We start from the raw sequence: 22,747 nt of genomic DNA on the forward strand, positions 1-22,747 counted from the left end.
AACGATGAGTGATATCGATTGGAATGCTTTAGCAGAAAAAGCAGCTTCTCAAACAGATGCCGAATTTAAAACCCAATTAGCTGGTTTAACAAGCTTAAAAACCTCTGAAATTGATACGTTTATTTCTGAAAGTAATATTAGTAATAAAGACGCTTTATCGGTTTTAAAAGAAATTAATAATGCTGCATTGTCTAATAACGAAAAAGCAAATTCTATCTCTAACATTAAAAATGGAGTTGGGTTTTTAGTAAAATTAGTTTCGAAAGTAGTGTAATAACAAAATCTTATCATCATTTCTATAAGTTTAAAAAATCAAGGTTTATCTTTGTGTTTTAAAATGATTTGTATGATTCATGTTGATAAAATTAGAAAAGACTTTCCTATTCTAAAAAGAACAGTTCACGGAAAACCTTTGGTGTATTTTGATAATGCTGCAACCTCACAAACACCTCAAGTGGTTATAGATACTATTGTAGATTATTATAGTAATTATAATGCAAATATTCATAGAGGTGTACATACTTTAAGCCAAGAAGCTACAGATAAATATGAAGAAGCTCGTATTAAAATTCAACAACATTTTAATGCAAAAAAAGCTTACGAAATTATTTTAACATCTGGTACAACTCATAGTATTAATATGGTTGCTTCTGGTTTTGCTGCTCTTTTAAAAGAAGGTGATGAAATTATTGTTTCTGCTTTAGAACATCATTCTAACATTGTGCCTTGGCAAATGTTGTGCGAAAAAACTGGTGCAGTTTTAAAGGTTATTCCAATGAAATTGGATGGTTCTTTAGACATGGAAATCTATCATAAATTAGTAAATAAAAAAACAAAATTAGTTTTTTGCAATCATGTTTCTAATGCTTTAGGAACCATAAATCCTATTGAAAAAATCATTGAGATTGCTCATAATTTTGGTGCTGCTGTTTTAATAGATGGTGCCCAAGCAACACCACATATAAAACCAGATGTACAAGCTTTAAATGTAGATTTTTATGTGGCTTCTGCTCATAAATTGTGTGGACCAACAGGAGTTGGAATCTTATATGGTAAAGAAGAATGGTTGCAGAAATTACCTCCATATCAAGGAGGAGGAGAAATGATAGAAACCGTTTCTTTTGAAAAAACAACTTATGCTGGTTTGCCTCATAAATTTGAAGCTGGAACACCAAACATCTGTGGTGGAATCGCTTTTGGAGCAGCAATAGATTATATGAATACAATTGGTTTTAATGAAATTGCAAAGTATGAAGACACACTTTTACAATATGCAACCCAAGAATTATTAAAAATAGAAGGCTTAAAAATTTACGGAACAACTGCAAAAAAAACAGCTGTAATTTCTTTTAATGTTGATGAAATTCATCCTTATGACATTGGTTCTATTTTAGACAAATTAGGCATTGCAGTAAGAACTGGACATCATTGTGCACAACCCATTATGGATTTCTATAAAATTCCTGGAACAATTAGAGCTTCGTTTTCATTTTACAACACCAAAGAAGAAATAGATGTTTTAGTAAAAGGTGTTAAAAGAGCAGTAATGATGCTTTCTTAATTCTTTTTAAAATCTAAATAAAACAAAAAGAGGCTGTCTGAAAAGTAGTTAAGTATGTCAAACTGAGCCTTTCGTCTTCGCTCAAGACAGGCTCAATATGACAAGTAGTTAATTTTTTGACTTTTCAGACAGCCTCTTTTTAGTACTAAATTTAATTAAAAATCTATTATCTTAAAGATGCAGAGTAGTTTGTAGAATAATCATCTGCTTTTGCTAAGCCATTTGTAGCAGCAGTAAAATTAGAGCCGAATTTTTTATCGATTGCTTCTAACATCTTATTTGCCAATAATGCATAACCTCTAGCTGTTAGGTGTACACCATCTAAACTTATTAAACCTCCTCTAACTAAACTTGTGTTCATTACATACTCTCCAAACATAATTCCTGAAGATGCTTCAATTAAAATATTTTTAAAGTCTACCAAAGCAATATTTTGATTCGCAGCCACTACTTCATCAATAGCAGTGTTATAAGCGTCTGTAGCTTTTTTAATTTTTGCTTGCTCTTGTGGAGTTAATACCCATTTATCTGCTAAAGCTACACCTACACCATTTACACTTAAAGGGTTGTTAGGATCTGCTAAAGTACCAATAAAAGAAGAAGCTGGTAACACAAATAAATCATCTTTTGTTGCTTGTCTAAACTGTTTTAAACCTGCAAAAGCTGGATTTAATGCTTCTAAATCTGTTAAATCTTCATCTACAATAACAACAGCATTTTGTCCTGCAGAAAAACTAATTGTTCTTTTAGCTATTTCTGCATCTGCTTGTGCTTGTGTTACTACTTTTAATTGAACTAAACCTGCAAAAGCTTGTTTAATACCTGCATTATAAGCAGCGTAAGCTCCATTTACTTGTGTTGCAAGAGCATCACTCATAGGAATCGGATTATAAGGTACAGTTGTAAAATGTGCCAAAGAAGTAATGTATGGTACATTAGCTACAACGCCTTTTGCTCCTCCAGAAGTTAAGGTAGCAACCATACCTGAAAATGCTTGTTTAAATACAAGTGGGTTTGTAATATCATTAGACCCATAAGTTCTTGGATCTAAATTTCCTGTAGGGTTTGTAGCTGATGGAGATTGGTCTACACCAGAACCTCCAGAAGTAGCATAACTTAAAACATCATTACCTCCCATTTCACTTAACGTAAAAAAAGTTGGGCTTTGAGCCATTGCATCTCCTAATACTGTAGCTGCTGGGCTTGATGCCATTCTTGCATAATATGGGTTGGCAGCTCCTACTGGAACTCCTGCTGGATTTCCATAATTTGGAGCAATTATATGAAAGCTTTTTGCGCCTGGAATACCAAAGTTGTTTAAATTACCACTAACAGAAGAAGTAACTTCTGTAGTTGGTACTGCACTTAAAGGTGCTGGTCCTGCTCCTTTAAAAACTAATCGTGGGCCTTGAATTACATTTCCTAAAAATAACAGACCTCCAATATTATCATTCATTAAAGGTTGTTTAAATTCTCCTCCACCAGCCATTGCAAATTTACTTGCTAAAATGTTTGGAAAAGAGTTTTCTTGAGCAGCAATAAACAATCCTCCATCTGTGAAACCTGCAGTAAAAGAAGCACCAACAGCTACATATTTGGAAAAGTCTAAATCGCCTTTATTTAATTGTACTACTTCAGCCTCTTTTTCTAAAATTGGGTCAAAGTCACTACTTTCTTCACAAGAGGCAAAGCCAATAGATAAAAGAAATAAGCCTATATATTTATAATTTTTCATAAATGATTTGTTTTTTTAGTTATTAATTGTCCAAGATAAGTAGTATTGAGAACCAATAGCACCAACACCTGGAGCACTAACATATTCATTACCTGTTAAGTTTGCTCCTCCTAATTTAAATACAGATTTTAAGCTTGGTACTGTATAATTAATTTGTGCATCTAAAACTGTTCTAGCAGTTACAGTAGACTCGTGAAAAGTAGCTTCCCATCTGTATTTATCTTGCCATCTTGCATTAATGTTAAAGCCAAAATTTTCAAATAGATTTGGGTTTCCGAATTGTAATTTTACTTTGTGTTCTGGTGTATTAAATCCTGCTTGAAAATCTGGATCACTTGCTTGGTCAAAATCAAATTTTGCATACGTATAGTTTGCTCCCAAGTTAAATCCATTTAAGATTTTTGTATTTATACCAATTGTAGCACCATAAGAACTGATGTCTGCTGCTGAGTTTGTATAAGTTTGAAACGCTGTAAAATCGTTATTTCCTAAAGCAACCAAAGCTAATGGTACTTGAGCACCTCCTGGCCCAACAGGAGCTGTTTGTGTTAAGGCAACATCTCCATAAAATGGAACAACAACATTTTTGTTCGCAATAAAATCTTCATATTGATTGTAATAAACACTTAAATCTATAGTTACATTAGATTCTCCTGCTGCTACTAAACCTCTATATCCTACTTCATAAGCAGTTACTCTTTCTGGTTTTACTAAAGCTACATCTGCACTTGTTGGTAACTTTGTATTATCTGCTGCAAAAGCTACAACAGAAGCTTGAGAAAATGCGTTTTCATAAGCAGACCTTCCAGATACAGATATTGTTGAAGCACCACCTGTAAAGTTTTGACCAATAGTACTAACTAATAAAGGTTGTGTATTATACCTGTCTAAATTGTCTGGAGCAGAACCCACTAAGAAACCTCTACCTGCATTTAAACCAATGTATTGATCTTGTGTAGTTGGATTTCTAAATCCTGTTTGAAAAGAAGCTCTAAAGTTTTGGTTTTTATTTTCTCCTGCTGCATACGCAAATGATACTCTTGGAGAATAGTTCCCGTCAAAATTTTGTGCTTTATCATAACGTATAGAAGCAGTTAACTTTAAACGATCATCTTCTAAAAACTTTTTCTGCATTTGAGTGTAAACTCCAAATTCATCATAATCTATAGGTCCATCATTATCTGTAAAAATACTTCCTTGAGAATTTAAAGAATACAATCTATAAGAACCTCCTATTTGAAATTCTGCCCAATCTATAACGTCTTGAAAATTATAGTTTGCATCTGCATGATACAATTTTGTATTGTCTTGAAATTTAGATCCTGTTACCAAATCTGGATCTGAAGTTACTTTATCAAAAGCAGCTTTAAACTCTGGTGTTCCTGGAAGAAATCTTCCTGTGTCTGCTATAGCTCTTGCAGTTGCATGAGAACCTGTTGCAAAGAAAGTTCCTGCATATTCTGTAAACCATTGGGTATCGCTTTTCCATTGTCTGTTAATATTAATGGCTGCAAAACGAGTATCGTAAGAATTACCTGCATCTTCGCTAGTTACATATCCTCTTACAAAAAAGTTTTTACCTCTAAACTCTAACTTGTGTTGTTCTAACAAAAAGTCTTGAATATTATATCTATTGGTACCTTGGTAAATAGTATTTCCTACACCAAACTTAGAGTTCCAAATTACTTCTAAACGATCATCTCCAAAAGGTCTATAGTTTAAAGACCCACCAAACTTTACGCTTTTAGCTTCGTAGTTCATTAAATCTCTTTCTTCATAACCTGTTCTACTTACGTTTCCAATAGCTCCTCCTAAATTGGTAGAAACCTCATCTCCATAAACATTTAAACCATCATAATTTTTATCAGATTGTCTGTCTCCAGCAATAAACTCTCTATTTCTAGTATTTCTATAGTCAGTTGCAAACCACTCTGTACCATCTAAATAAGATAGTGTTGCTTTTGCTGCAAACTTATCAGAAAAAGCATACGCCATTCTAATATTAAGATCGTAATATTCATTTGTACCAGCAGCTTCTTGAGAAGTAACTCCACCTTTTAAAGAAACGCTTATTCCTTGATCATCAAAAGGATTTTTACTAGTCATAAACATAATACCATTAAAGGCATTTGCTCCATATAATGCAGAAGAAGCACCAGGAAGTAACTCTACTGTTTTTACATCTAATTCAGACATTCCTAACAAGTTACCAATTGCAAAGTTTAAAGCTGGTGATGAGTTATCCATACCATCTACCAGTTGCATAAATCTTGTATTTGCAAATGTTGCAAATCCACGTGTATTTACAGATTTAAAGGTTAAACTGTTGGTATTAATATCTACTCCTTTTAAATTTTCTAAACCATCATAAAATGAAGGTGCAGAAGTATTTTTAATAGCTCTACTATCCATCCTTTCTATAGTTACAGGAGACTCCATAATACGTTCTGGAGTTCTAGAAGCAGAAACTACAATCTCATCTAAAGAAGTTTCATTTTCTTTTAGGCTAACTTCTACTTTTTGATTGTTTTTTGTTATTTCTATTTTTTCTGTTTGAAAACCTAACATAGAAATTTCTAGTGTAAAAGGTGGGTTGTCTGACACGTTTAAAACAAATTTTCCATCAAAATCTGTTGTTGTTCCAACAGCTTTTCTAGAAATTTTAATGTTTGCACCAGGAAGTGTTTCTCCTGTTTTTGCATCTTTAACTGTACCTGTTACAGTGGTTTGAGCTACCATTGTTACACTACCAAAAGCTATAAATGCTAAAAGTAAAATCTTTTTTATCATAATTTGAATTATTTGTTAACTAAGATGCAAAATACAATTTTTTTTGAATTTGATATTATTATCCTATAAAATTTATGTTTTTAATAAAATAAAAGACTTTTTTATATCGTATTAGATTTGTTTAATCGATTCTGTTTATGTCTTTTTAAACAATTTAGATATTGTACATTTGCGGTTTAAAATTACTTTTTGTTGAAAACAATTCAAGATATTTCTAACTTTTCATCCAAAGAAAAAACATTTGTTACTATTGGTACTTTTGATGGCGTACATTTTGGCCATCAGAAAATAATAGAAAAGTTGGTTATAGAAGCTAAAAAGGAACATAAAAAATCGGTTTTATTAACTTTTTTTCCTCATCCAAGAATGGTCTTACAAAAAGGCAGCAATATTGAGTTGATTAACACCATTGAAGAGAAAAAATTACTGTTAAAAAAAACAGGGTTAGATTTCTTAATTATTCATCCTTTTAGCAAAGATTTTTCAAGGATGTCTGCTTTAGAGTTTGTTCGAAATATATTGGTAAATCAACTAAACATTTCTAAACTAATTATTGGTTATGACCATCACTTTGGTAAAAATAGAGAAGGAAACATTGTGCAATTAACTGAATATAGTCATTTATATGATTTTAATGTCGAAGAAATTCCTGCACAAGATATTGACGATGTTTCTGTAAGTTCTACAAAAATTAGACATGCTTTGCATTCTGGAAATTTAAAAACTGCAAATAAATATTTAGGTTATAATTTTACATTGAATGGCAAAGTTGTAAATGGTAAAAAATTAGGTGGTAAAATTGGATATCCAACAGCAAATATTGATATTAAAGAGTCTTACAAGCTTATTCCTAAAACTGGTGTTTATTTAGTAAAATCTACAATTGATAAAAACATAATTTTTGGTGTTATGAATATTGGGAACAGACCCACTGTAGATGGGAGTTACCAAACCATAGAAGTCCATTTTTTTGATTTTAATCAAGATTTGTATGGAAAAAACTTAACTATTGAACTCCTCTATTTTTTACGTGATGAACAAAAATTTGACTCAATAGATGCGTTAATTCATCAGATAAAAAAAGACGAAAAAACTGCAAGAGATTATATAAAAAACAATCTCTAAATCTGCGTTGTTTAAGTCTTAAGCTTACTGTATCTTTGCTGCTTTAAAAGCATAGAAAATGTTACAAGTACAATTTATTAGAGACAACAAGCAAATTGTTTTAGAAGGTTTAGCAAAACGTAATTTTGCGGATGCTGAAACAATTATTGAGGAAGTTTTAACTGCTGATGAAAATAGAAGAAAAACTCAAGTTGAGTTAGATAATGTGTTGGCTGAATCTAATAAAATATCTAAAGAAATTGGAGGCCTTTACAAATCTGGAGACATACAAAAAGCAAACCTTTTAAAAGAAAAAACAGGTCAGTTAAAAACACAATCTAAAGAGTTGGCAGAAAGTTTAAATACTTTTGCTGATGACTTGCAAAACTTGTTATATCAAATTCCAAATATTCCTCATGCTTCTGTAAAAGCTGGAACTTCTGAAGAAGATAATGAGATTATTTTTAGCGAAGGTACCATTCCTGTTTTAGGTGAAAATGCTTTACCTCATTGGGAGTTAGCTAAGAAATACGACATCATCGATTTTGAGTTAGGAAACAAAATTACGGGTGCTGGTTTTCCAGTTTATAAAGGAAAAGGAGCAAGATTACAAAGAGCTTTAATCAATTATTTTATAGATAAAAATGTTGAGGCTGGTTACAAAGAATATCAAGTTCCGCATTTGGTAAATACTGCTTCTGCAACTGCAACTGGGCAATTGCCAGATAAAGACGGACAAATGTATCATGCAACAGAAGATGATTTATTTTTAATACCTACTGCAGAAGTACCTATTACCAATATGTTTCGTGATAATTTAATGCAAGAATCAGATTTTCCAATTACTGCTACAGGCTACACACCTTGCTTTAGACGCGAAGCTGGAAGTTATGGTGCACATGTTCGTGGTCTAAACAGATTGCATCAATTTGATAAAGTAGAAATTGTTAGAATTGAGCATCCAAATAACTCTTATAATGCTTTAAATGGAATGGTTGAGCACATTAAAGATATTTTAAGAGAATTAAAATTACCTTATAGAATTTTACGTTTGTGTGGGGGAGATACAGGTTTTACAGCTGCTTTAACTTTCGATTTTGAAGTGTTTTCTACAGCTCAAGATAGGTGGCTAGAAATTAGTTCTGCATCAAATTTTGAGACTTTTCAAGCAAATAGATTAAAACTACGTTTTAAAAACAAGGAAGGAAAAAGTGAATTGGCACACACACTTAATGGAAGCTCTTTGGCTTTACCTCGTGTCTTGGCTGGAATTTTAGAGAATTATCAAACCGAAAATGGAATTCAAGTTCCGGAAGTCTTGATTCCTTATACTGGATTTGATTTTATTGGGTCATAGTCTATTGTTGTTCTTTTTTAGTCAATCTTTTTTAACTAAAAACCATCAACAAAAAACTAATTTGCTACAACTGCAACCATTAGTCTTTTGTACTTATTCATTTCTAAAAGCGCATTTAAATAAGCACTTATTTGACCATTTTTCATAAACTCTATTGAGTTGTTTTTTGCGATTTCGTATTGTCTTGAAAATGTATTCATAACTATAAAATTTGATTGGTTATTTACAGTATAGACAACTTTCGTGCCAAAACGTTACAAAAGAAGCACTCAAAAACTATTGGTTTAGTAAAATTTTAACATTTATGTTGATTATCTTTGAGCTCAATGAAAAAAATTATCTTCCTCTTTTTTTTAATCATTAGCAGTACTAGCTTCTCTCAAAGTGATTATTTGTTAGCAGAAAATTATTACAGAGAAGGAGAGTATGAAAAAGCAATTCAAATATTTAAAAAACTCTACACAAAAAGCACTTTTAATACTACTTATTTAGGGCGATTAATTTCTTGCTATCAAGAAATAGAAAAATTTACAGAAGTAGAAACGCTGGTAAAATCTAAAATAAAACAAAATCCAAATTTGGGTTATTTATATGTTTATTTAGGGTACAATTATGAGCGTCAAAAACAAAATGAGCTAGCACAAATCAACTATAATTTAGCCATAAAAAACATTGGTAAAAAAGGAGCTTATGGGGGCATAATTGGTCGTGTTTTTAAAGACTACAATTTGCTAGATAAAGCTATTTTAACTTATGAAAAAGCCATGGAGTTGAATGAAAACGTCAATTATAGCTTTCAAATTGCACAGATTTACGGAGAAAAAGGAGAATTCAAAAAAATGTTTGAATCTTACATTAATTTGGTTGATAAAAACATAAACTACTACAGTTTAGTACAAAGATATGCAAGCAGATACATTACAGATGATGCAGAAAACGAAGCGAATATTTTATTTAGAAAAACACTCTTAAAAAAATCTGCAAGCAAACCAAAAGATGTTTGGAATGTACTATTAAGCTGGTTATTTACTCAACAAAAAGATTATGGAAAAGCGCTAATTCAAGAAAAAGCACTCTACAAAAGAAAACCAGAAGATTTAGCTGCTATCTTTAATTTGGGTAAAATTGCTTTTGAAAATAAAGATTATGATGCTGCAAAATCTTCGTTTGAATTTATTACTCAAAATTCAACCTTAAAAGAAGAAAAAATTAGTGCCCATTTGTATATAACAAAAATTGCAGTTGCAACAAAAAACCCAGAGACAGAGCAGCTTTTTCAATCTTTATTTAAAGAGTTTGGTAAAAATACAATTACCATAAAATTACAAATTGAATACGCAGATTTTTTAACTTTTCAGCAAAATAAACCAGAAGAGGCAAAACAAGTACTAGAAAAAGCATTGACTTTTTCGCGTTCTAAATTTGACAAAGCAAGAATAAAATTAAAATTGGGCGATATTTTAGTTTTTACAGGAAAATATAACAAGGCGTTAATTTATTTCTCGCAAATTCAGACACAATTAAAAGGTTCTGAATTGGCACAACAAGCACGTTTTAAAGTAGCGCAAACCAGCTATTTTAAAGGCGATTTTACATGGGCAAAAGCACAGCTAAAAGTATTAAAAGGCTCTACTACACAATTAATTGCCAATGATGCAGTAGAATTATTTTTAAAAATTACCGATAATGAACCTGTAGATTCTATTCCTTCTGGGTTAACACATTTGGCAAAAGCAGAGTTATTATCCTATCAAAATAAAGATGAAGATGCATTAGCAATCTTAAACAATTTATTTTTAGATAAAAAAAACATCAAAAAAGAGTTATTTATTAAAGGGATACAACTAGAAAATGTTACGTTAAGACCTGGAGATGTTGTTTATGATGATGCCCTTTTTTTACAAGCAAAAACGTTTATCAAACAAACAAAATATATAAAGGCTATTGCTAGCTTAGAAAAAATTGTTGCTGCAGATAATCAAGGTGTTTTGGCTGATGATGTATATTATACCATTGCAGAACTATATAATAATCATTTAAATAATAAAGAAAAAGCTTCTGAATACTACCAAAAGATTATTTTTGACTATTCTTCTAGTATTTATTTAGTAGATGCCAGAAAAAAATATCGCAAGATAAGAGGAGATACAATTTAATTTGTGGTTTTTAGTTGTTTGTTTTTAGTCTGAGTTTTAAAATAGCAACTTAAACCAACTGCCAAAAAACTATTAACTAAAAACCAACTATGTACATATACAACGTAACTATAAATATTGATGAAAGCCTTCATAACGAATGGCTAACTTGGATGGAAACTCACATTTTAGAAGTACTAAACACAGGTAAATTTATCTCTGCAAAACTAACAGAAGTTTTGGTAGATGAAGAAATGGGAGGGAAAACCTATTCTGTGCAATACACTGCAAACACAAGAGAAGATTTAGAAGATTATTATAGAGAAGATGCTAATAATTTACGATTAGAAGGATTGAAAAAATTTGGAGATAAAATGCTAGCTTTTAGAACTGAGTTAAGATTAATCAAAGAGTTTTACCCAACAAGTGTAGGAAATTAATGGATATAAATAGTTTTCTTAAAACTCTAACAGAAAATTGGGATGGAATATTAAAAAGTTTAGTTAATCAAACTAAATTAGATTTTATTAAGAATAAAATTGATTTAGATTTTTCAAATCTAAACTTTGATAAAATACCTAATACATTTGGTGTTTACTTATTCAAAATTACACCAAACAGAGATTTTAAACTTACAAAATTTAAACACCTTTGGAAACCTAAAAAAAGTGGTTTAAAACGACCAAGCATTATAAAAGGTAATTGTGTTAAATTTGATTTTGGTAGTGAATATAACTTCTATTTAGGAAAAAGTGAAAAACTCTTTTCAAGAATTAAAGAACATTGTATTCATGATTTTAAGAAATCTACTTATGGCCTAAAACTAAAAGAAAATACTGTTTTACAAGGCTCTAAGATTTCAGTGACATATTTCGTTTTAAAAGATATTAACGATTTTAAAGAAAATAAAGAAGTACTTCAATTTGTTATAACTAATCTGGAAAAAGAGTTAAGAAAGGAACTAAAACCTTGGATTGGTAAACAATAAACTAAAAACTAACTTCAACACCTAAAGAAAAAGTATTAATTTTAGAAACACCTATTTTGTAATGTTCATAACCAGTTGCTATTCTATAATTTTTAATATGATATTTTAAAAGCAATTTTGTGTTGTTCACAGATTCTGAATTTACAGTTGCCCATTTGTGAGAAATTGCCAAACTAATTGGTTTTTTTATAAAAATTTCGCCTCCAAAACCCATTAAAAATTTGGTCTCATCTACATCACTTCCAAGATGCGTTAAACCCAATCCAAACCAAGCATCAAAACGTTGTGTTCTAATTCTATGATATTTTAAAAGTGCAGAAAACATGGTAAAAGAATCTCTTTTTCCTTTTATTTTTTCAGTAAAAATCAAATAATCTGCTTCTAAAGAAAACCGTTTTAAAAAGCGAAAATCTACACCAAAATTAGTACCATATAAATGCTTGTTTTCTACTAAAAAACGATTGTAAATATCAAACCTTGTAACATTGTAATTTATTGAATCTGTATAAATAAAGTTTCCATGAGCAGGAGATTCATAAGGAAAATGTGCAATTTCTGCATCGTGCATTCTGCCCTCATTTTCAAAAGGAGATTCTATGGCTACACCATAAGCAGTATATGCAAAAAGTTTGATAAAAATTTCTGCAAAAAAAGAACCAAAAGAAAAATCATCATTACTATTATTTGATCTTATTGAACTTTTCTTTGAAGTAGATGTAGTAGTGGTTGACGATGAAGAGGTGCTTTTTAGACTTTCTTTTCCTTCTTTTAGCTTTCCTTCTTGAGAAAAAGTATGAAAAGAGATGGCAAAAAAAGTAAAAACGAGGAACAATAATTTTTTTAGCATTTTGGTTGATTTTAAATTTCTAACATCACCAATAATTATGCCGATTTTAACTGTATCTTTGTTACTTATGCTAAACTTTTTTAGTATAAGAAACACTAAAGTTATGTCTGTAAAAGCAAAGAAACATTTAGGTCAGCATTTTTTAACAGATGAAAGCATTGCAAAAAAAATTGCAGACTCTTTAACAGGAAATGGTTATGATAATGTCTTAGAAATAGGCCCAGGAATGGGGGTTTTAACCAAGTATTTATTACAAAAAAAACCAAAGGTTACTGTAATGGAGTTAGACAGAGAATCTGTGGCTTATTTAAATGAAACTTTTCCAATAGAACACCTCAACTTAAGTACATCTAAAGAAAATTTCGAAATTATAGAAGGTGATTTTTTAAAGAAAAACCTACAAGAAATTTTCAATAAAAAACAAGTTGCCATCATTGGTAATTTTCCTTATAATATCTCTACACAAATTGTTTTTAAAGCTATAGAAAATAGAGAATTTGTTCCTGAATTTTCAGGCATGTTTCAAAAAGAAGTAGCTCTAAGAATTGCTGAAAAAGAAGGCTCTAAAGTTTACGGAATTTTATCTGTTTTAACCCAAGCTTTTTACGATGCAGAATATTTATTTACAGTACCTCCAACTGTTTTTAATCCACCTCCAAAAGTAGATTCTGGAGTGATTAGATTGGTTAGAAAAGAAAATTATACACTTCCTGTGGATGAAAAATTGTTTTTTAGGGTGGTTAAAACTGCGTTTAATCAGCGTAGAAAAATGTTGCGTTCTAGTTTAAAATCTTTCAAACTTTCGGATTCTTTAAAAGAAGAGCCTATATTTGCGAGACGTCCTGAACAATTATCTGTTTCAGAATTTATTTCACTCACGCAAAAACTCGCAGAAAATGGCATTTGAGATTACTGATGAATTTCTAGACAACTTATCTGAACTTATCATTTCTAATGATGATAAAACAATAACTGCCCTGTTTTCTGAAGTTCACTTTGCAGATATTGCAGATGTTTTAGATGAAGTTAATTTTGATGAAGCAGTTTATATTATTAAACTTTTAGACAGCGAAAAAACATCAGAAATTCTTACAGAATTAGATGATGATACTCGTGAGAAAATTCTTGAAAACTTATCTGCAAAAGAAATTGCAGAAGAAGTTGGTGAAATGGACTCTGATGATGCTGCAGATATTATTGGAGAACTTTCTGAAGAGCGACAAGAACGTGTTATAGATGCTTTAGATGATGATGAACTAGCTGCAGATATTAAAGAACTACTTTCTTATGATGATAATACTGCTGGTGCTTTAATGGCAAAAGAACTGGTAAAAGTTTATGAAACTTGGACAGTTGCTGGCTGTATGAGAAGAATTAGAGGGCAAGCCAAAGAAGTTACTAGAGTACACTCTATTTATGTGGTAGATAAAGAAGACAAATTGGTGGGAAGATTGTCTTTAAAAGATTTAATTATTGCAAAATCAGACCAAAAAATTGCAGATATTTCTAAACCAAAAGTAGATTGGGTAAATGTAAATGAAGATGATGAAGAGGTTGCTAAAATTATGGCAAAATACGATTTAGAAGCCATACCAGTTGTAGATGATAACAACACTTTAGTAGGAAGAATTACCATTGATGATATTGTAGATGTTTTAAAAGAAGAAGCAGAAAAAGATTATCAAATGGCAGCAGGTTTAACACAAGATGTAGACTCTGATGATAGTATTTTACAATTAACCAAAGCACGTTTGCCTTGGCTATTTTTAGGTTTGTTAGGTGGTGTTGGCGCTTTTATAATTATGGAAGGTTTTCAAGGTGTTTTTGCAAAATATGCAGCTCTTTTCTTTTTTACTCCATTAATTGCAGCAATGGCTGGAAATGTTGGTGTACAATCTTCTGCAATTATTGTACAAGGTTTAGCCAATGATGATGTAAAAGGGAGTATTAATAGCCGTCTTTTTAAAGAAATGCTCTTAGCTGCTTTAAATGGTGCTGTCTTAGCGATATTTTTATTTCTTTTTGTTTGGGTTTACGAAGGTAAAATAGATCTAGCTTTAGCTATTTCTGTATCTTTAATAATTGTAATTATTGTAGCTGGTTTAATTGGCACATTTGTCCCATTATTTTTAAACAAAAGGGGCATAGATCCAGCAATTGCAACTGGTCCCTTTATTACTACTTCTAATGATATTTTTGGAATTTTAATCTATTTCTTAATTGCCAAACTTATTTTAGGTATATAAAAAAGTCTTTCTGATAGCGCAGAAAGACTTTACCTTTTTCTTTTTAATTTTAAATATGAGCCCCTAACCTCATATTTGCAATTAACCCCTCTTTAATTTTGTATTTGTTTGGTTAAACAGCTACACTACAAAAGTACATTAGATTAAAAAGGTAAGCATGTAAAAGTCCGTAGTTTAAAATGTGGATTTCCGCAAGAAGAAAAAAACTAATCAATAATACCCAGTTCTTTGGCTTTTAAAACCAAATCTGTGTTATTGTTTGCGTTTAAATCTGCGCGTAAATTACCTAATTTGGTTTCTATTGAACGAAGTTTTAAATCAGAACCATCACTTTTTTTTATGATACCTTCTAAATTAGAAATCTTTGGATGATTGGGTAATTCTTTTAAAATTTGAATGGCAACATCATCCATTTGGATTTGAATGATATTTCTACGCATTATTTTTTGATGAATTTCGTGTGTATAATAATAATCGTTCGTTAACATTTTTTGAACAGCAAAGCCAATTTCTGTAGCATCGCATTTGCTTTTAAGTAAATACGCATTGGGGTTTAAATTACTAATTACATTATACACTCTATTTGTTTCTGTATGACCTGTTATTACAGCTGTTTTAATATCAAAATCGTTATTTCTAATGGCTTTTATCAACTCTTCTCCTCCATCTAAAAGAGAGTCTTCTGTAGTATTATCAAAACTCAAATCAGTAAATAATAAATGAAAAGGATTTGTTTTTTGGTGCGTTTTTATCAACTGAAAAGCTTTATCACAAGTATTTGCAGTTACTATATCAAAATTACCAACTTCTTTTAAGGAACATAAAATACCCTGTATTACCAATTGATGATCGTCTACAATTAATATTTTTGTTTTATTTTCCATTTTTAGGGGTTTCAATTTTAGTTGTTGTTCCTTTGTTAATTTCGCTCTCTATTGTAAAAACACCATTAATTTCTTCTATTCTTTCTTTTAGGTTTTTTAAACCAATACCTTTTTTCTTTGTATTTACATTAAAACCTTGTCCATTATCTGTAATAACCAAAGTTATTGCTTTTTTAGTTTCTTTAAAACTTAAAATAACTTCAGAAGCCTTTGCATGTTTTTTTGCATTTTGAATCGTTTCTCTTATTGATAAAAATAACGTTCTTTTTATAGAGTTGTTAATTTCTTTCCAGTTAATAACATCTATTTCGTTTACTTTAATTCTAAAATTTGGCTCAAAATAATCAGAAATCAGATTGATGATTTGATCTTTAAAAGACACTTTATCAAAACTCTCACTACTTAATTGATGTGATAAATTTCTTACGTTTTCTTTGATACTCTCAAGACTTTTAGCCTCTTCTAATTGATTTGTTTTTGCCAGTTTTAAATGCAGCATTCTTATATCTCCAGCTACTTCATCATGCAAAGATTTTGCAATTTGTTGTCTTTCTTTTTCTCTTGCTGCTACTTGTTGTAACTTAGATTCGAATAACAATTTTTTTCTTCTGTTAGCTGCAATTGTAAAACCAAAGGCTAGAAACAAAATACTTACTCCTGCTAGTAACCAACCAATTAACTTTTGTTGTTCTTCGCTCTCTAATTCTAATTGTTGTTTTTCTTTTTCCTTTTTTAAAGTAGTGTTTTCTTTTTCCTTTTTCTCTGTTTCATACCTTACTTTTGCAAACTGATTTTTTAAATTTCGTTCTCTTGTAACTAAACTATCTTTTAGATCTATATACTCCGTTAAATACTTTTTTGCTCTATCTGGTTTTGTAAGTTTAGATAAATTAATTAAACAACTTAAAACTCTAGGTGTATTTCTAGACTTCTTGGCCAAAACCAAACCTCTTTCTGCATGATATTTTGCTAATGAATAATTTTTTATTTTAAGATAAGTGTCTGATAATAAAGTATGTGTCACACTTTGGTTTAGGATATCATTATTCTTTTCTCTACTTTTTAAAATCTTTTTGTGTATTTCAATAGATTCTAAATACTTTTTTTGTCCATAATATACAACTGCTAAATTTTCTAAAAGTAATATATATTGATAAGGGTATTTAATTGCTAAACTATCTTGTTTTAAACTTTCTGTAAACCATAAATTTGCTTTTTTATATTTTTCTTCAAAAAAAAATGTTCTACCATAGTTAGCAACAATATGCAAAGAGTCTTGCATTCTTCTACTTTTGTTAGGGTTAAGTTTTAAGTTGTTTTTAGCCTTAGTAAAATATGCTCTAGATTCTTCATATCTTTTTAACTGAGATAAAACTATTCCTAAATTAATATACAGAGGGTTTAAATAAACATAATTTTTTATTGGCTCTAAATATTTTATCCCTTCTATGGTTGTAATTTCACTTCCTAAATAGTCTAATTCATAACGCTGCATATTGGCCATAGAAAGTAATCTTCTACCAGTTTCTAGAGAATCTTTTAACATTATAGATATGTTTTTAGATTTGTGATAATAGTAAAAAGAACTGTCTATGTTAAACTTAATTCTATGAATTAATGCTTTAAAATGATACACTTTTGCAAGAGACAAAGAGTCTTTAGTTTTTAAAAAATGGTTTAATAAATTTTCTTTAGATTCTTCTAAACCAATTGTGTCTTTATCAAAATAACATTGAATACCGAAAGCGATATTTGTTTTTTTTATAAGAGAATCTATCTTTAATTCGTTAGAAATTAAAACCGCTTTTTTTAAGTAAGAATGCCTGTTTTTACCTTTAGCATTTTTTATATAAAAAGAGATAGAGTCTTGTTTTTCTTGTGAAAAAGTTACAAGTACTGTAAAACAATAAAGTAGGGTTATTTGTTTTTTCATTACATAAAAAAGCACCTAAAAAGATGCTTCAAATTTTAAGTATTCGTTGTTTCTCCTTCACCTCCTGTATTACCAGAACCAGATCCTCCTGTATCAGTTCCAGTTTCTCCATCACCACCTGGATTTAACTTTAAAGACCATACGTCTACGTTTTTTTTTTCATTCATTTTTCTCTTTTTTTATATTAACCCTCTAAAAATATAGTTTTAGATTTAAAAACCAATTGTTTTATTGCATTTTTTGAAATAAATCCCATAAAACTACACCAGTTGTTACAGATATATTTAAAGAGTGTTTTGTGCCTAACTGCGGAATTTCAATACATAAATCAGATGCATTTACAACTTCTTGTTGCACACCTTTTACTTCATTTCCCATAACAATTGCATATTTTTCTCCCTTTTTAGGATAAAAAGTATTTAGTTTTGTAGAGTTTTCTGCTTGCTCTATAGCCAAAACTTTGATTTTTAAATCTTTTAAACTTTTAACTACAGAAAGCGTGCTTTCTGCATATTCCCAAGCTACAGAATCTGTTGCTCCTAAAGCAGTTTTATGAATGTCTTTGTTGGGAGGTGTTGCAGAAATGCCACACAGATAAATTTTTTCAATCAAAAAAGCATCACTAGTTCTAAAAACGGAGCCAATATTATTTAAACTTCTAACATTATCTAAAACAACAATTAATGGTGTTTTTGGAGTAGATTTAAATTCATCTACAGAAATCCTACCTAACTCATTATTTTTAAGTTTTCTCATAATTCAGTTTTCAGTTAGTAGTAGCAGTCAACAGTAAAAAACTGAATACTGAATACTGAATACTGCCTACTTTTTGTAACTTCGCAAAACTAATTGAAAATTTCCAAAACCTTGGCAAAATCCAAAGTAAAAAAGGTAACTCCTTTAATGAAACAGTACAATACCATCAAGAATAAATATCCTGATGCTATGTTGCTTTTTCGTGTTGGAGATTTTTACGAAACGTTTGGTGATGACGCTATAAAAGCAGCTGGTGTTTTAGGAATTACGCTTACAAAAAGAGGTGCAGGAAGCGATTCTGAAACTGCGTTGGCAGGTTTCCCACATCATTCTTTAAACACCTATTTACCAAAGTTGGTAAAAGCAGGAATGCGTGTGGCAATTTGCGATCAATTAGAAGACCCAAAAATGACCAAAACCATTGTAAAACGTGGTGTTACAGAATTGGTTACTCCTGGGGTTTCTTTAAATGACGAAGTTTTACAAACCAAAAAAAACAACTTTTTAGCTGCTGTTCATTTTGATACTTCGTCACGCTCAGCAACAAAAAAACAACTAGGAATTTCATTTTTAGATGTTTCTACAGGTGAATATTTAGTGGCACAAGGAAATGCTGAATACATAGATAAGTTACTACAGAATTTCTCTCCTAGTGAAGTTTTGGTTCAAAAACAACACAAACAACAGTTTTTAGAGCTTTTTGAAAACAGGTATTATACGTTTTATTTAGATGATTGGGTTTTTCAAAAAGAGTATGCCAACGAAACTTTGCAAAACCATTTTGAGGTAAAGAGCTTAAAAGGCTTTGGAATTCAGGATGTAAAAAACGGAATTGTAGCTGCTGGAGCAGTGTTGTATTATTTATCAGAAACACAGCACAATCAACTAAAACACATTCAAAATATCAGTAGAATTACAGAAGACAATTATGTTTGGATGGATAGGTTTACAGTTAGAAACTTAGAACTTTACAATCCGAATTCTGTAAATGCAGTAACACTTTTAGATGTTATTGATAAAACCATTTCACCTATGGGTGGACGTTTGTTAAAACGTTGGTTGGCATTGCCTTTAAAGAATCTTGACGAAATTAAAAATCGTCAGGAATTGGTAAAGTTTTTTATAGATTCTGATGATTTTTCTAAAACTGTAACCTATCAACTAAAGCAAATTTCCGATTTAGAAAGATTAATTTCTAAAGTTGCCACTGGCAAAGCATCTCCTAGAGAAATTGTTTTGTTAAAAGATTCTTTAAAAGCAATTTTACCTATAAAATTAGCATCTGAAAAAAGTAAAAATAATGCAGTACAAAACTTAGGAAAACAGTTACATTCTTGTAATGTTTTAATTGAAAAAATTACGGAAACCTTGTTTGATGATGCTCCTGTAAACATCAATAAAGGAAATGCAATTGCAAATGGAGTTCATCAAGAATTAGACGATTTACGCGCTATTTCGTCTTCAGGAAAACAATATTTAGATGATATGTTGGCTCGTGAAACTGAAGCCACAGGAATTACGAGTTTAAAAATTGCTTTTAATAACGTTTTTGGTTATTATATTGAAGTTAGAAATACACATAAAGACAAAGTTCCTGGAGAATGGATTCGTAAACAAACCTTAGTTTCTGCAGAAAGGTACATTACTGAAGAGCTAAAAGAATACGAAACAAAAATTTTAGGTGCAGAAGAAAAAATTCAAGTTTTAGAACAAGAAATTTTTTCTAAATTATTGCAATATATTATCGGTTTTGTTCAAAAAGTGCAGGAAAATGCGCAAATTATTGCAAAAATAGACTGTTTATTAGGTTTTTCTGTTTTAGCTATTGATAACAATTATGTACGTCCGATTATGGACGAAAGCACAGATTTAGACATCAAAAATGGAAGGCATCCTGTTATTGAAAAGCAGTTACCAATAGATCAAACGTATATTGCAAATGATGTTGTTCTTAACAGAAATCAGCAACAAATAATTATGATTACTGGACCAAATATGTCTGGTAAATCTGCCATTTTAAGGCAAACTGCATTAATTGTTTTACTCGCTCAAATGGGAAGTTATGTGCCTGCACAAAATGCAAAAATTGGAATTGTAGACAAGATTTTTACACGAGTTGGTGCCAGTGATAATATTTCTATGGGAGAATCTACTTTTATGGTAGAAATGAATGAGACTGCTTCTATTCTAAATAATGTTTCTGAGCGAAGTTTAATTTTATTAGATGAAATTGGACGAGGAACTTCTACTTATGATGGAATTTCGATTGCTTGGGCAATTTCTGAATTTCTGCACGAGCATCCTTCTAGAGCAAAAACATTATTTGCTACGCATTATCACGAATTAAACGAAATGACTTCCACTTTCGAACGCATTAAAAACTTTAATGTGTCTGTGAAAGAATTGGAAGACACTATTATTTTCTTGCGTAAGCTCGTTTCTGGGGGTTCTAACCACAGTTTTGGTATTCATGTAGCAAAATTAGCTGGAATGCCAAATATGGTCATCCACAGAGCGAATAAAATATTGGCGCAGTTAGAAAAAAACAACAAAAATGCAGAAGTTAAAGATGTTTTAAAACAAACGCAACATGAAGAAATGCAGTTGAGCTTTTTTCAATTAGACGATCCTTTGTTAGAAAATATTCGCGATGAAATTTTATCAACAAATATTGATACGCTAACGCCAATTGAAGCGTTAATGAAATTGAACGAAATTAAGCGAATGTTGGTGAAGAAGTAATATACTTTCATTTCGAACTTGTGGAGAAACCTAAAATGAGTAAGTGTAGAGATTTCTCAATTCCACTTCGTTTCATGCGAAATGAAAAAATGAATTTTTATTGTTCATACAACAAAAAGTAATGATTAATAATTTAGAACAAGGTTTTTTCGGAATTGGAATTCAGAATGGTAAAACACCCGAAAATCTAGGTGTACTTTGGAGGTCTGCACAAAATATGGGCGCTAGTTTTATTTTTACCATAGGCAACAGATATGCAAAACAAGCTTGTGATACACATAAAGCCACTGGTGCTATGCCTTATTTCCATTATGAAACTTTTGATGATTTCTATAAAAACTTGCCAAAAGGCGCTCTGTTAGTGGGTGTAGAGTTAGATGAAAAAGCTGTGCAATTAGAAACTTTTGTGCATCCTAAACGTTGTGTGTATCTACTTGGTGCAGAAGATCATGGTTTGCCTAAAATTGCAATAGAAAAGTCGCATTATTTAGTAAAATTTAAATCGGATTTAAGTTTAAACGTTTCTGTAGCTGGAAGTATTGTTATGTATGATAGGCAAGCAAAGTTATCTTTTAAAGGTTATAAATGATTTAAAAACAGCTTCATAAAAGGTTTTTATGAAGCTGTTTTCTTTAACAATTAATAATCATCTACACTCAAAAAATAGAAGGTTATTGCTATAATTAATAGCGTTGTTATTAGAAAAAACAATTCTACTTTTATATTCTTTTTTTCTTGATATGCTTTTTTTAAATTCTTAATTCTAAAATTAAGAATATCTTCCTAAAGAATTATTTATAAAAACAAAAATACTTTAAGATTTTATATTAGCCCTAAAATTCTTTTATTATTATAATGAATATTTAAGTTCTAAATAACCTTCTCTAGCTAAATATGGATTAAATATAATTATAACTTTATGATTACCATAATAATCCTTTCTAATAACTGTATCTATTTTACCAGTAAGCTTAACATCATAAAAACCATTAATTAAAATTGTATCATTGACATATCCTCTAATTTTAATAAAAGATGTGTAATATGATTTGTTTTTTTGTGGGATTAAAGTATCTTTTCTGATTTTAGTAAAATCATTAATTTCTATATTTTTCTGGTCTTTATCAATAGAACAAGAAATTAAAAAAAAGATGATGATAATATATCTAATTTTTTTCATTTTAATTACAAGGTTTTAATGTTTTTATTTTAAAGTCTCTTATCAGTAAGTTTATTTTTTGATAAGACTCTTCATTTTTTCTGTTATTGCTACTTGAAAAAATAAAAAAATGATACAACAGTTATTATTTTATATTTATTCATATGTTACAATTTTATTTCTTAAAAGTTTATTTTATTCAAAGAAAACGAACTAATCATATTCAATAAAAGATTGATAAACTTCTTGAATGTTTAATTTGTTTTTTGTGGAATCAATCTCGATTAAAAATATTCTTAAATTATCTGATTTTTTTTGCTTTTTAGATGTGTTTGATAAAGAGAAAAAGGCAGTAATTTACTTAAACTATCAATTGTAATTATATTTAAATTATTAATTTTTTTTGAGTTTTTTTTACATTTTTAAGACTTGCTAATTGTAATATATTTTTTGATTTTTTGTAATAAAAAATATCTTTATACTTATTTTTATAAAAATCTTGATTTTTTT

The 22,747-nt window shown here is 30.0% G+C and carries 20 protein-coding genes; 11 read left to right on the top strand and 9 right to left on the bottom strand.

The window, feature by feature from the left end:
• Positions 1-4: 4 nt before the first annotated feature.
• Positions 5-274, top strand: coding sequence for a hypothetical protein (locus ACY2RW_RS00425; RefSeq protein WP_490120712.1), 270 nt, complete (start codon positions 5-7; stop codon positions 272-274).
• Between the two features lie 72 nt (positions 275-346).
• Positions 347-1,561 carry an aminotransferase class V-fold PLP-dependent enzyme gene (locus ACY2RW_RS00430; RefSeq protein WP_490120713.1) on the top strand — a complete coding sequence of 405 codons (1,215 nt, stop codon included), beginning with the start codon at positions 347-349 and terminating at the stop codon, positions 1,559-1,561.
• Between the two features lie 166 nt (positions 1,562-1,727).
• Here ACY2RW_RS00430 and ACY2RW_RS00435 read toward each other — a convergent pair whose 3' ends face one another.
• Both ACY2RW_RS00435 and ACY2RW_RS00440 read right to left on the bottom strand, forming a co-directional pair.
• Positions 1,728-3,296: an SGNH/GDSL hydrolase family protein gene (locus ACY2RW_RS00435; RefSeq protein WP_490120714.1), complete on the bottom strand. Its 1,569-nt coding sequence runs from the start codon at positions 3,294-3,296 to the stop codon at positions 1,728-1,730.
• Between the two features lie 15 nt (positions 3,297-3,311).
• Positions 3,312-6,086 (bottom strand): TonB-dependent receptor, encoded by a 2,775-nt coding sequence (locus tag ACY2RW_RS00440; RefSeq protein WP_490120715.1) that lies wholly within the window; start codon positions 6,084-6,086, stop codon positions 3,312-3,314.
• 192 nt (positions 6,087-6,278) lie between these two features.
• Between ACY2RW_RS00440 and ACY2RW_RS00445 the strand changes: the two genes are divergently transcribed.
• Both ACY2RW_RS00445 and serS read left to right on the top strand, forming a co-directional pair.
• Positions 6,279-7,211 carry a bifunctional riboflavin kinase/FAD synthetase gene (locus ACY2RW_RS00445; protein WP_490120716.1) on the top strand — a complete coding sequence of 311 codons (933 nt, stop codon included), beginning with the start codon at positions 6,279-6,281 and terminating at the stop codon, positions 7,209-7,211.
• Positions 7,212-7,269: 58 nt separating this feature from the next.
• Positions 7,270-8,547 carry a serine--tRNA ligase gene (serS, locus tag ACY2RW_RS00450; RefSeq protein WP_490120717.1) on the top strand — a complete coding sequence of 426 codons (1,278 nt, stop codon included), beginning with the start codon at positions 7,270-7,272 and terminating at the stop codon, positions 8,545-8,547.
• 56 nt (positions 8,548-8,603) lie between these two features.
• Here the strand turns inward: serS and ACY2RW_RS00455 are convergent, their stop codons facing one another.
• Positions 8,604-8,747 carry a hypothetical protein gene (locus tag ACY2RW_RS00455; RefSeq protein WP_490120718.1) on the bottom strand — a complete coding sequence of 48 codons (144 nt, stop codon included), beginning with the start codon at positions 8,745-8,747 and terminating at the stop codon, positions 8,604-8,606.
• Positions 8,748-8,873: 126 nt separating this feature from the next.
• Between ACY2RW_RS00455 and ACY2RW_RS00460 the strand changes: the two genes are divergently transcribed.
• From ACY2RW_RS00460 to ACY2RW_RS00470, 3 genes are all read left to right on the top strand, one after another.
• Positions 8,874-10,703 carry a tetratricopeptide repeat protein gene (locus ACY2RW_RS00460; protein ID WP_490120719.1) on the top strand — a complete coding sequence of 610 codons (1,830 nt, stop codon included), beginning with the start codon at positions 8,874-8,876 and terminating at the stop codon, positions 10,701-10,703.
• Between the two features lie 89 nt (positions 10,704-10,792).
• Positions 10,793-11,122 carry a DUF4286 family protein gene (locus tag ACY2RW_RS00465; protein ID WP_490120720.1) on the top strand — a complete coding sequence of 110 codons (330 nt, stop codon included), beginning with the start codon at positions 10,793-10,795 and terminating at the stop codon, positions 11,120-11,122.
• Positions 11,122-11,670: a hypothetical protein gene (locus ACY2RW_RS00470; RefSeq protein WP_490120721.1), complete on the top strand. Its 549-nt coding sequence runs from the start codon at positions 11,122-11,124 to the stop codon at positions 11,668-11,670. The genes ACY2RW_RS00465 and ACY2RW_RS00470 overlap by 1 nt, the downstream gene beginning before the upstream one ends.
• Before the next feature lies 1 nt (position 11,671).
• Here the strand turns inward: ACY2RW_RS00470 and ACY2RW_RS00475 are convergent, their stop codons facing one another.
• Positions 11,672-12,517 (bottom strand): hypothetical protein, encoded by an 846-nt coding sequence (locus ACY2RW_RS00475; RefSeq protein WP_490120722.1) that lies wholly within the window; start codon positions 12,515-12,517, stop codon positions 11,672-11,674.
• A 103-nt stretch (positions 12,518-12,620) separates the two neighbouring features.
• On the opposite strand from ACY2RW_RS00475, the gene rsmA reads away from it, so the two are divergent.
• Together rsmA and mgtE are read left to right on the top strand one after the other, a co-directional pair.
• Positions 12,621-13,424, top strand: a complete 804-nt coding sequence (gene rsmA, locus ACY2RW_RS00480; RefSeq protein ID WP_490120948.1) for a 16S rRNA (adenine(1518)-N(6)/adenine(1519)-N(6))-dimethyltransferase RsmA — start codon at positions 12,621-12,623, stop codon at positions 13,422-13,424.
• Positions 13,414-14,763: a magnesium transporter gene (gene mgtE, locus ACY2RW_RS00485; RefSeq protein WP_490120723.1), complete on the top strand. Its 1,350-nt coding sequence runs from the start codon at positions 13,414-13,416 to the stop codon at positions 14,761-14,763. Before rsmA ends, mgtE begins: the two co-directional genes overlap by 11 nt.
• A 206-nt stretch (positions 14,764-14,969) precedes the next feature.
• Here mgtE and ACY2RW_RS00490 read toward each other — a convergent pair whose 3' ends face one another.
• The 4 genes from ACY2RW_RS00490 to ACY2RW_RS00505 all read right to left on the bottom strand — a co-directional run bounded on the left by ACY2RW_RS00490 (position 14,970) and on the right by ACY2RW_RS00505 (position 18,336).
• Positions 14,970-15,647, bottom strand: a complete 678-nt coding sequence (locus tag ACY2RW_RS00490) for a response regulator transcription factor (RefSeq protein ID WP_490120724.1) — start codon at positions 15,645-15,647, stop codon at positions 14,970-14,972.
• Positions 15,637-17,580: a tetratricopeptide repeat-containing sensor histidine kinase gene (locus ACY2RW_RS00495; protein ID WP_490120725.1), complete on the bottom strand. Its 1,944-nt coding sequence runs from the start codon at positions 17,578-17,580 to the stop codon at positions 15,637-15,639. Before ACY2RW_RS00495 ends, ACY2RW_RS00490 begins: the two co-directional genes overlap by 11 nt.
• 35 nt (positions 17,581-17,615) lie before the next feature.
• Positions 17,616-17,747, bottom strand: coding sequence for a hypothetical protein (locus ACY2RW_RS00500; protein ID WP_490120726.1), 132 nt, complete (start codon positions 17,745-17,747; stop codon positions 17,616-17,618).
• 61 nt (positions 17,748-17,808) lie between these two features.
• The gene (locus ACY2RW_RS00505) at positions 17,809-18,336 is read right to left on the bottom strand and encodes an RNA methyltransferase (protein ID WP_490120727.1); all 528 of its coding nucleotides are present in this window, start codon (positions 18,334-18,336) and stop codon (positions 17,809-17,811) included.
• Positions 18,337-18,483: 147 nt separating this feature from the next.
• Between ACY2RW_RS00505 and mutS the strand changes: the two genes are divergently transcribed.
• Entirely contained in the window at positions 18,484-21,078 is a 2,595-nt protein-coding gene (mutS, locus tag ACY2RW_RS00510; RefSeq protein ID WP_490120949.1) for a DNA mismatch repair protein MutS, read from the top strand.
• 121 nt (positions 21,079-21,199) lie between these two features.
• Entirely contained in the window at positions 21,200-21,667 is a 468-nt protein-coding gene (locus tag ACY2RW_RS00515; protein ID WP_490120728.1) for an RNA methyltransferase, read from the top strand.
• Positions 21,668-21,928: 261 nt separating this feature from the next.
• On the opposite strand, the gene ACY2RW_RS00520 is transcribed toward ACY2RW_RS00515, so the two are convergent.
• Positions 21,929-22,258, bottom strand: a complete 330-nt coding sequence (locus ACY2RW_RS00520) for a hypothetical protein (RefSeq protein ID WP_490120729.1) — start codon at positions 22,256-22,258, stop codon at positions 21,929-21,931.
• Positions 22,259-22,747: the final 489 nt, after the last annotated feature.

The organism is Polaribacter sp. 2305UL8-11, assembly GCF_058147165.1.

Coding starts and splice junctions, on each gene's coding strand:
- ACY2RW_RS00425 (WP_490120712.1), top strand. CDS start 5: ATGAGTGATATCGATTGGAATGCTTTAGCAGAAAAAGCAGCTTCTCAA.
- ACY2RW_RS00430 (WP_490120713.1), top strand. CDS start 347: ATGATTCATGTTGATAAAATTAGAAAAGACTTTCCTATTCTAAAAAGA.
- ACY2RW_RS00435 (WP_490120714.1), bottom strand. CDS start 3,296: ATGAAAAATTATAAATATATAGGCTTATTTCTTTTATCTATTGGCTTT.
- ACY2RW_RS00440 (WP_490120715.1), bottom strand. CDS start 6,086: ATGATAAAAAAGATTTTACTTTTAGCATTTATAGCTTTTGGTAGTGTA.
- serS (WP_490120717.1), top strand. CDS start 7,270: ATGTTACAAGTACAATTTATTAGAGACAACAAGCAAATTGTTTTAGAA.
- ACY2RW_RS00455 (WP_490120718.1), bottom strand. CDS start 8,747: ATGAATACATTTTCAAGACAATACGAAATCGCAAAAAACAACTCAATA.
- ACY2RW_RS00460 (WP_490120719.1), top strand. CDS start 8,874: ATGAAAAAAATTATCTTCCTCTTTTTTTTAATCATTAGCAGTACTAGC.
- ACY2RW_RS00465 (WP_490120720.1), top strand. CDS start 10,793: ATGTACATATACAACGTAACTATAAATATTGATGAAAGCCTTCATAAC.
- ACY2RW_RS00470 (WP_490120721.1), top strand. CDS start 11,122: ATGGATATAAATAGTTTTCTTAAAACTCTAACAGAAAATTGGGATGGA.
- ACY2RW_RS00475 (WP_490120722.1), bottom strand. CDS start 12,517: ATGCTAAAAAAATTATTGTTCCTCGTTTTTACTTTTTTTGCCATCTCT.
- rsmA (WP_490120948.1), top strand. CDS start 12,621: ATGTCTGTAAAAGCAAAGAAACATTTAGGTCAGCATTTTTTAACAGAT.
- mgtE (WP_490120723.1), top strand. CDS start 13,414: ATGGCATTTGAGATTACTGATGAATTTCTAGACAACTTATCTGAACTT.
- ACY2RW_RS00490 (WP_490120724.1), bottom strand. CDS start 15,647: ATGGAAAATAAAACAAAAATATTAATTGTAGACGATCATCAATTGGTA.
- ACY2RW_RS00495 (WP_490120725.1), bottom strand. CDS start 17,580: ATGAAAAAACAAATAACCCTACTTTATTGTTTTACAGTACTTGTAACT.
- ACY2RW_RS00500 (WP_490120726.1), bottom strand. CDS start 17,747: ATGAATGAAAAAAAAAACGTAGACGTATGGTCTTTAAAGTTAAATCCA.
- ACY2RW_RS00505 (WP_490120727.1), bottom strand. CDS start 18,336: ATGAGAAAACTTAAAAATAATGAGTTAGGTAGGATTTCTGTAGATGAA.
- mutS (WP_490120949.1), top strand. CDS start 18,484: ATGAAACAGTACAATACCATCAAGAATAAATATCCTGATGCTATGTTG.
- ACY2RW_RS00515 (WP_490120728.1), top strand. CDS start 21,200: ATGATTAATAATTTAGAACAAGGTTTTTTCGGAATTGGAATTCAGAAT.
- ACY2RW_RS00520 (WP_490120729.1), bottom strand. CDS start 22,258: ATGAAAAAAATTAGATATATTATCATCATCTTTTTTTTAATTTCTTGT.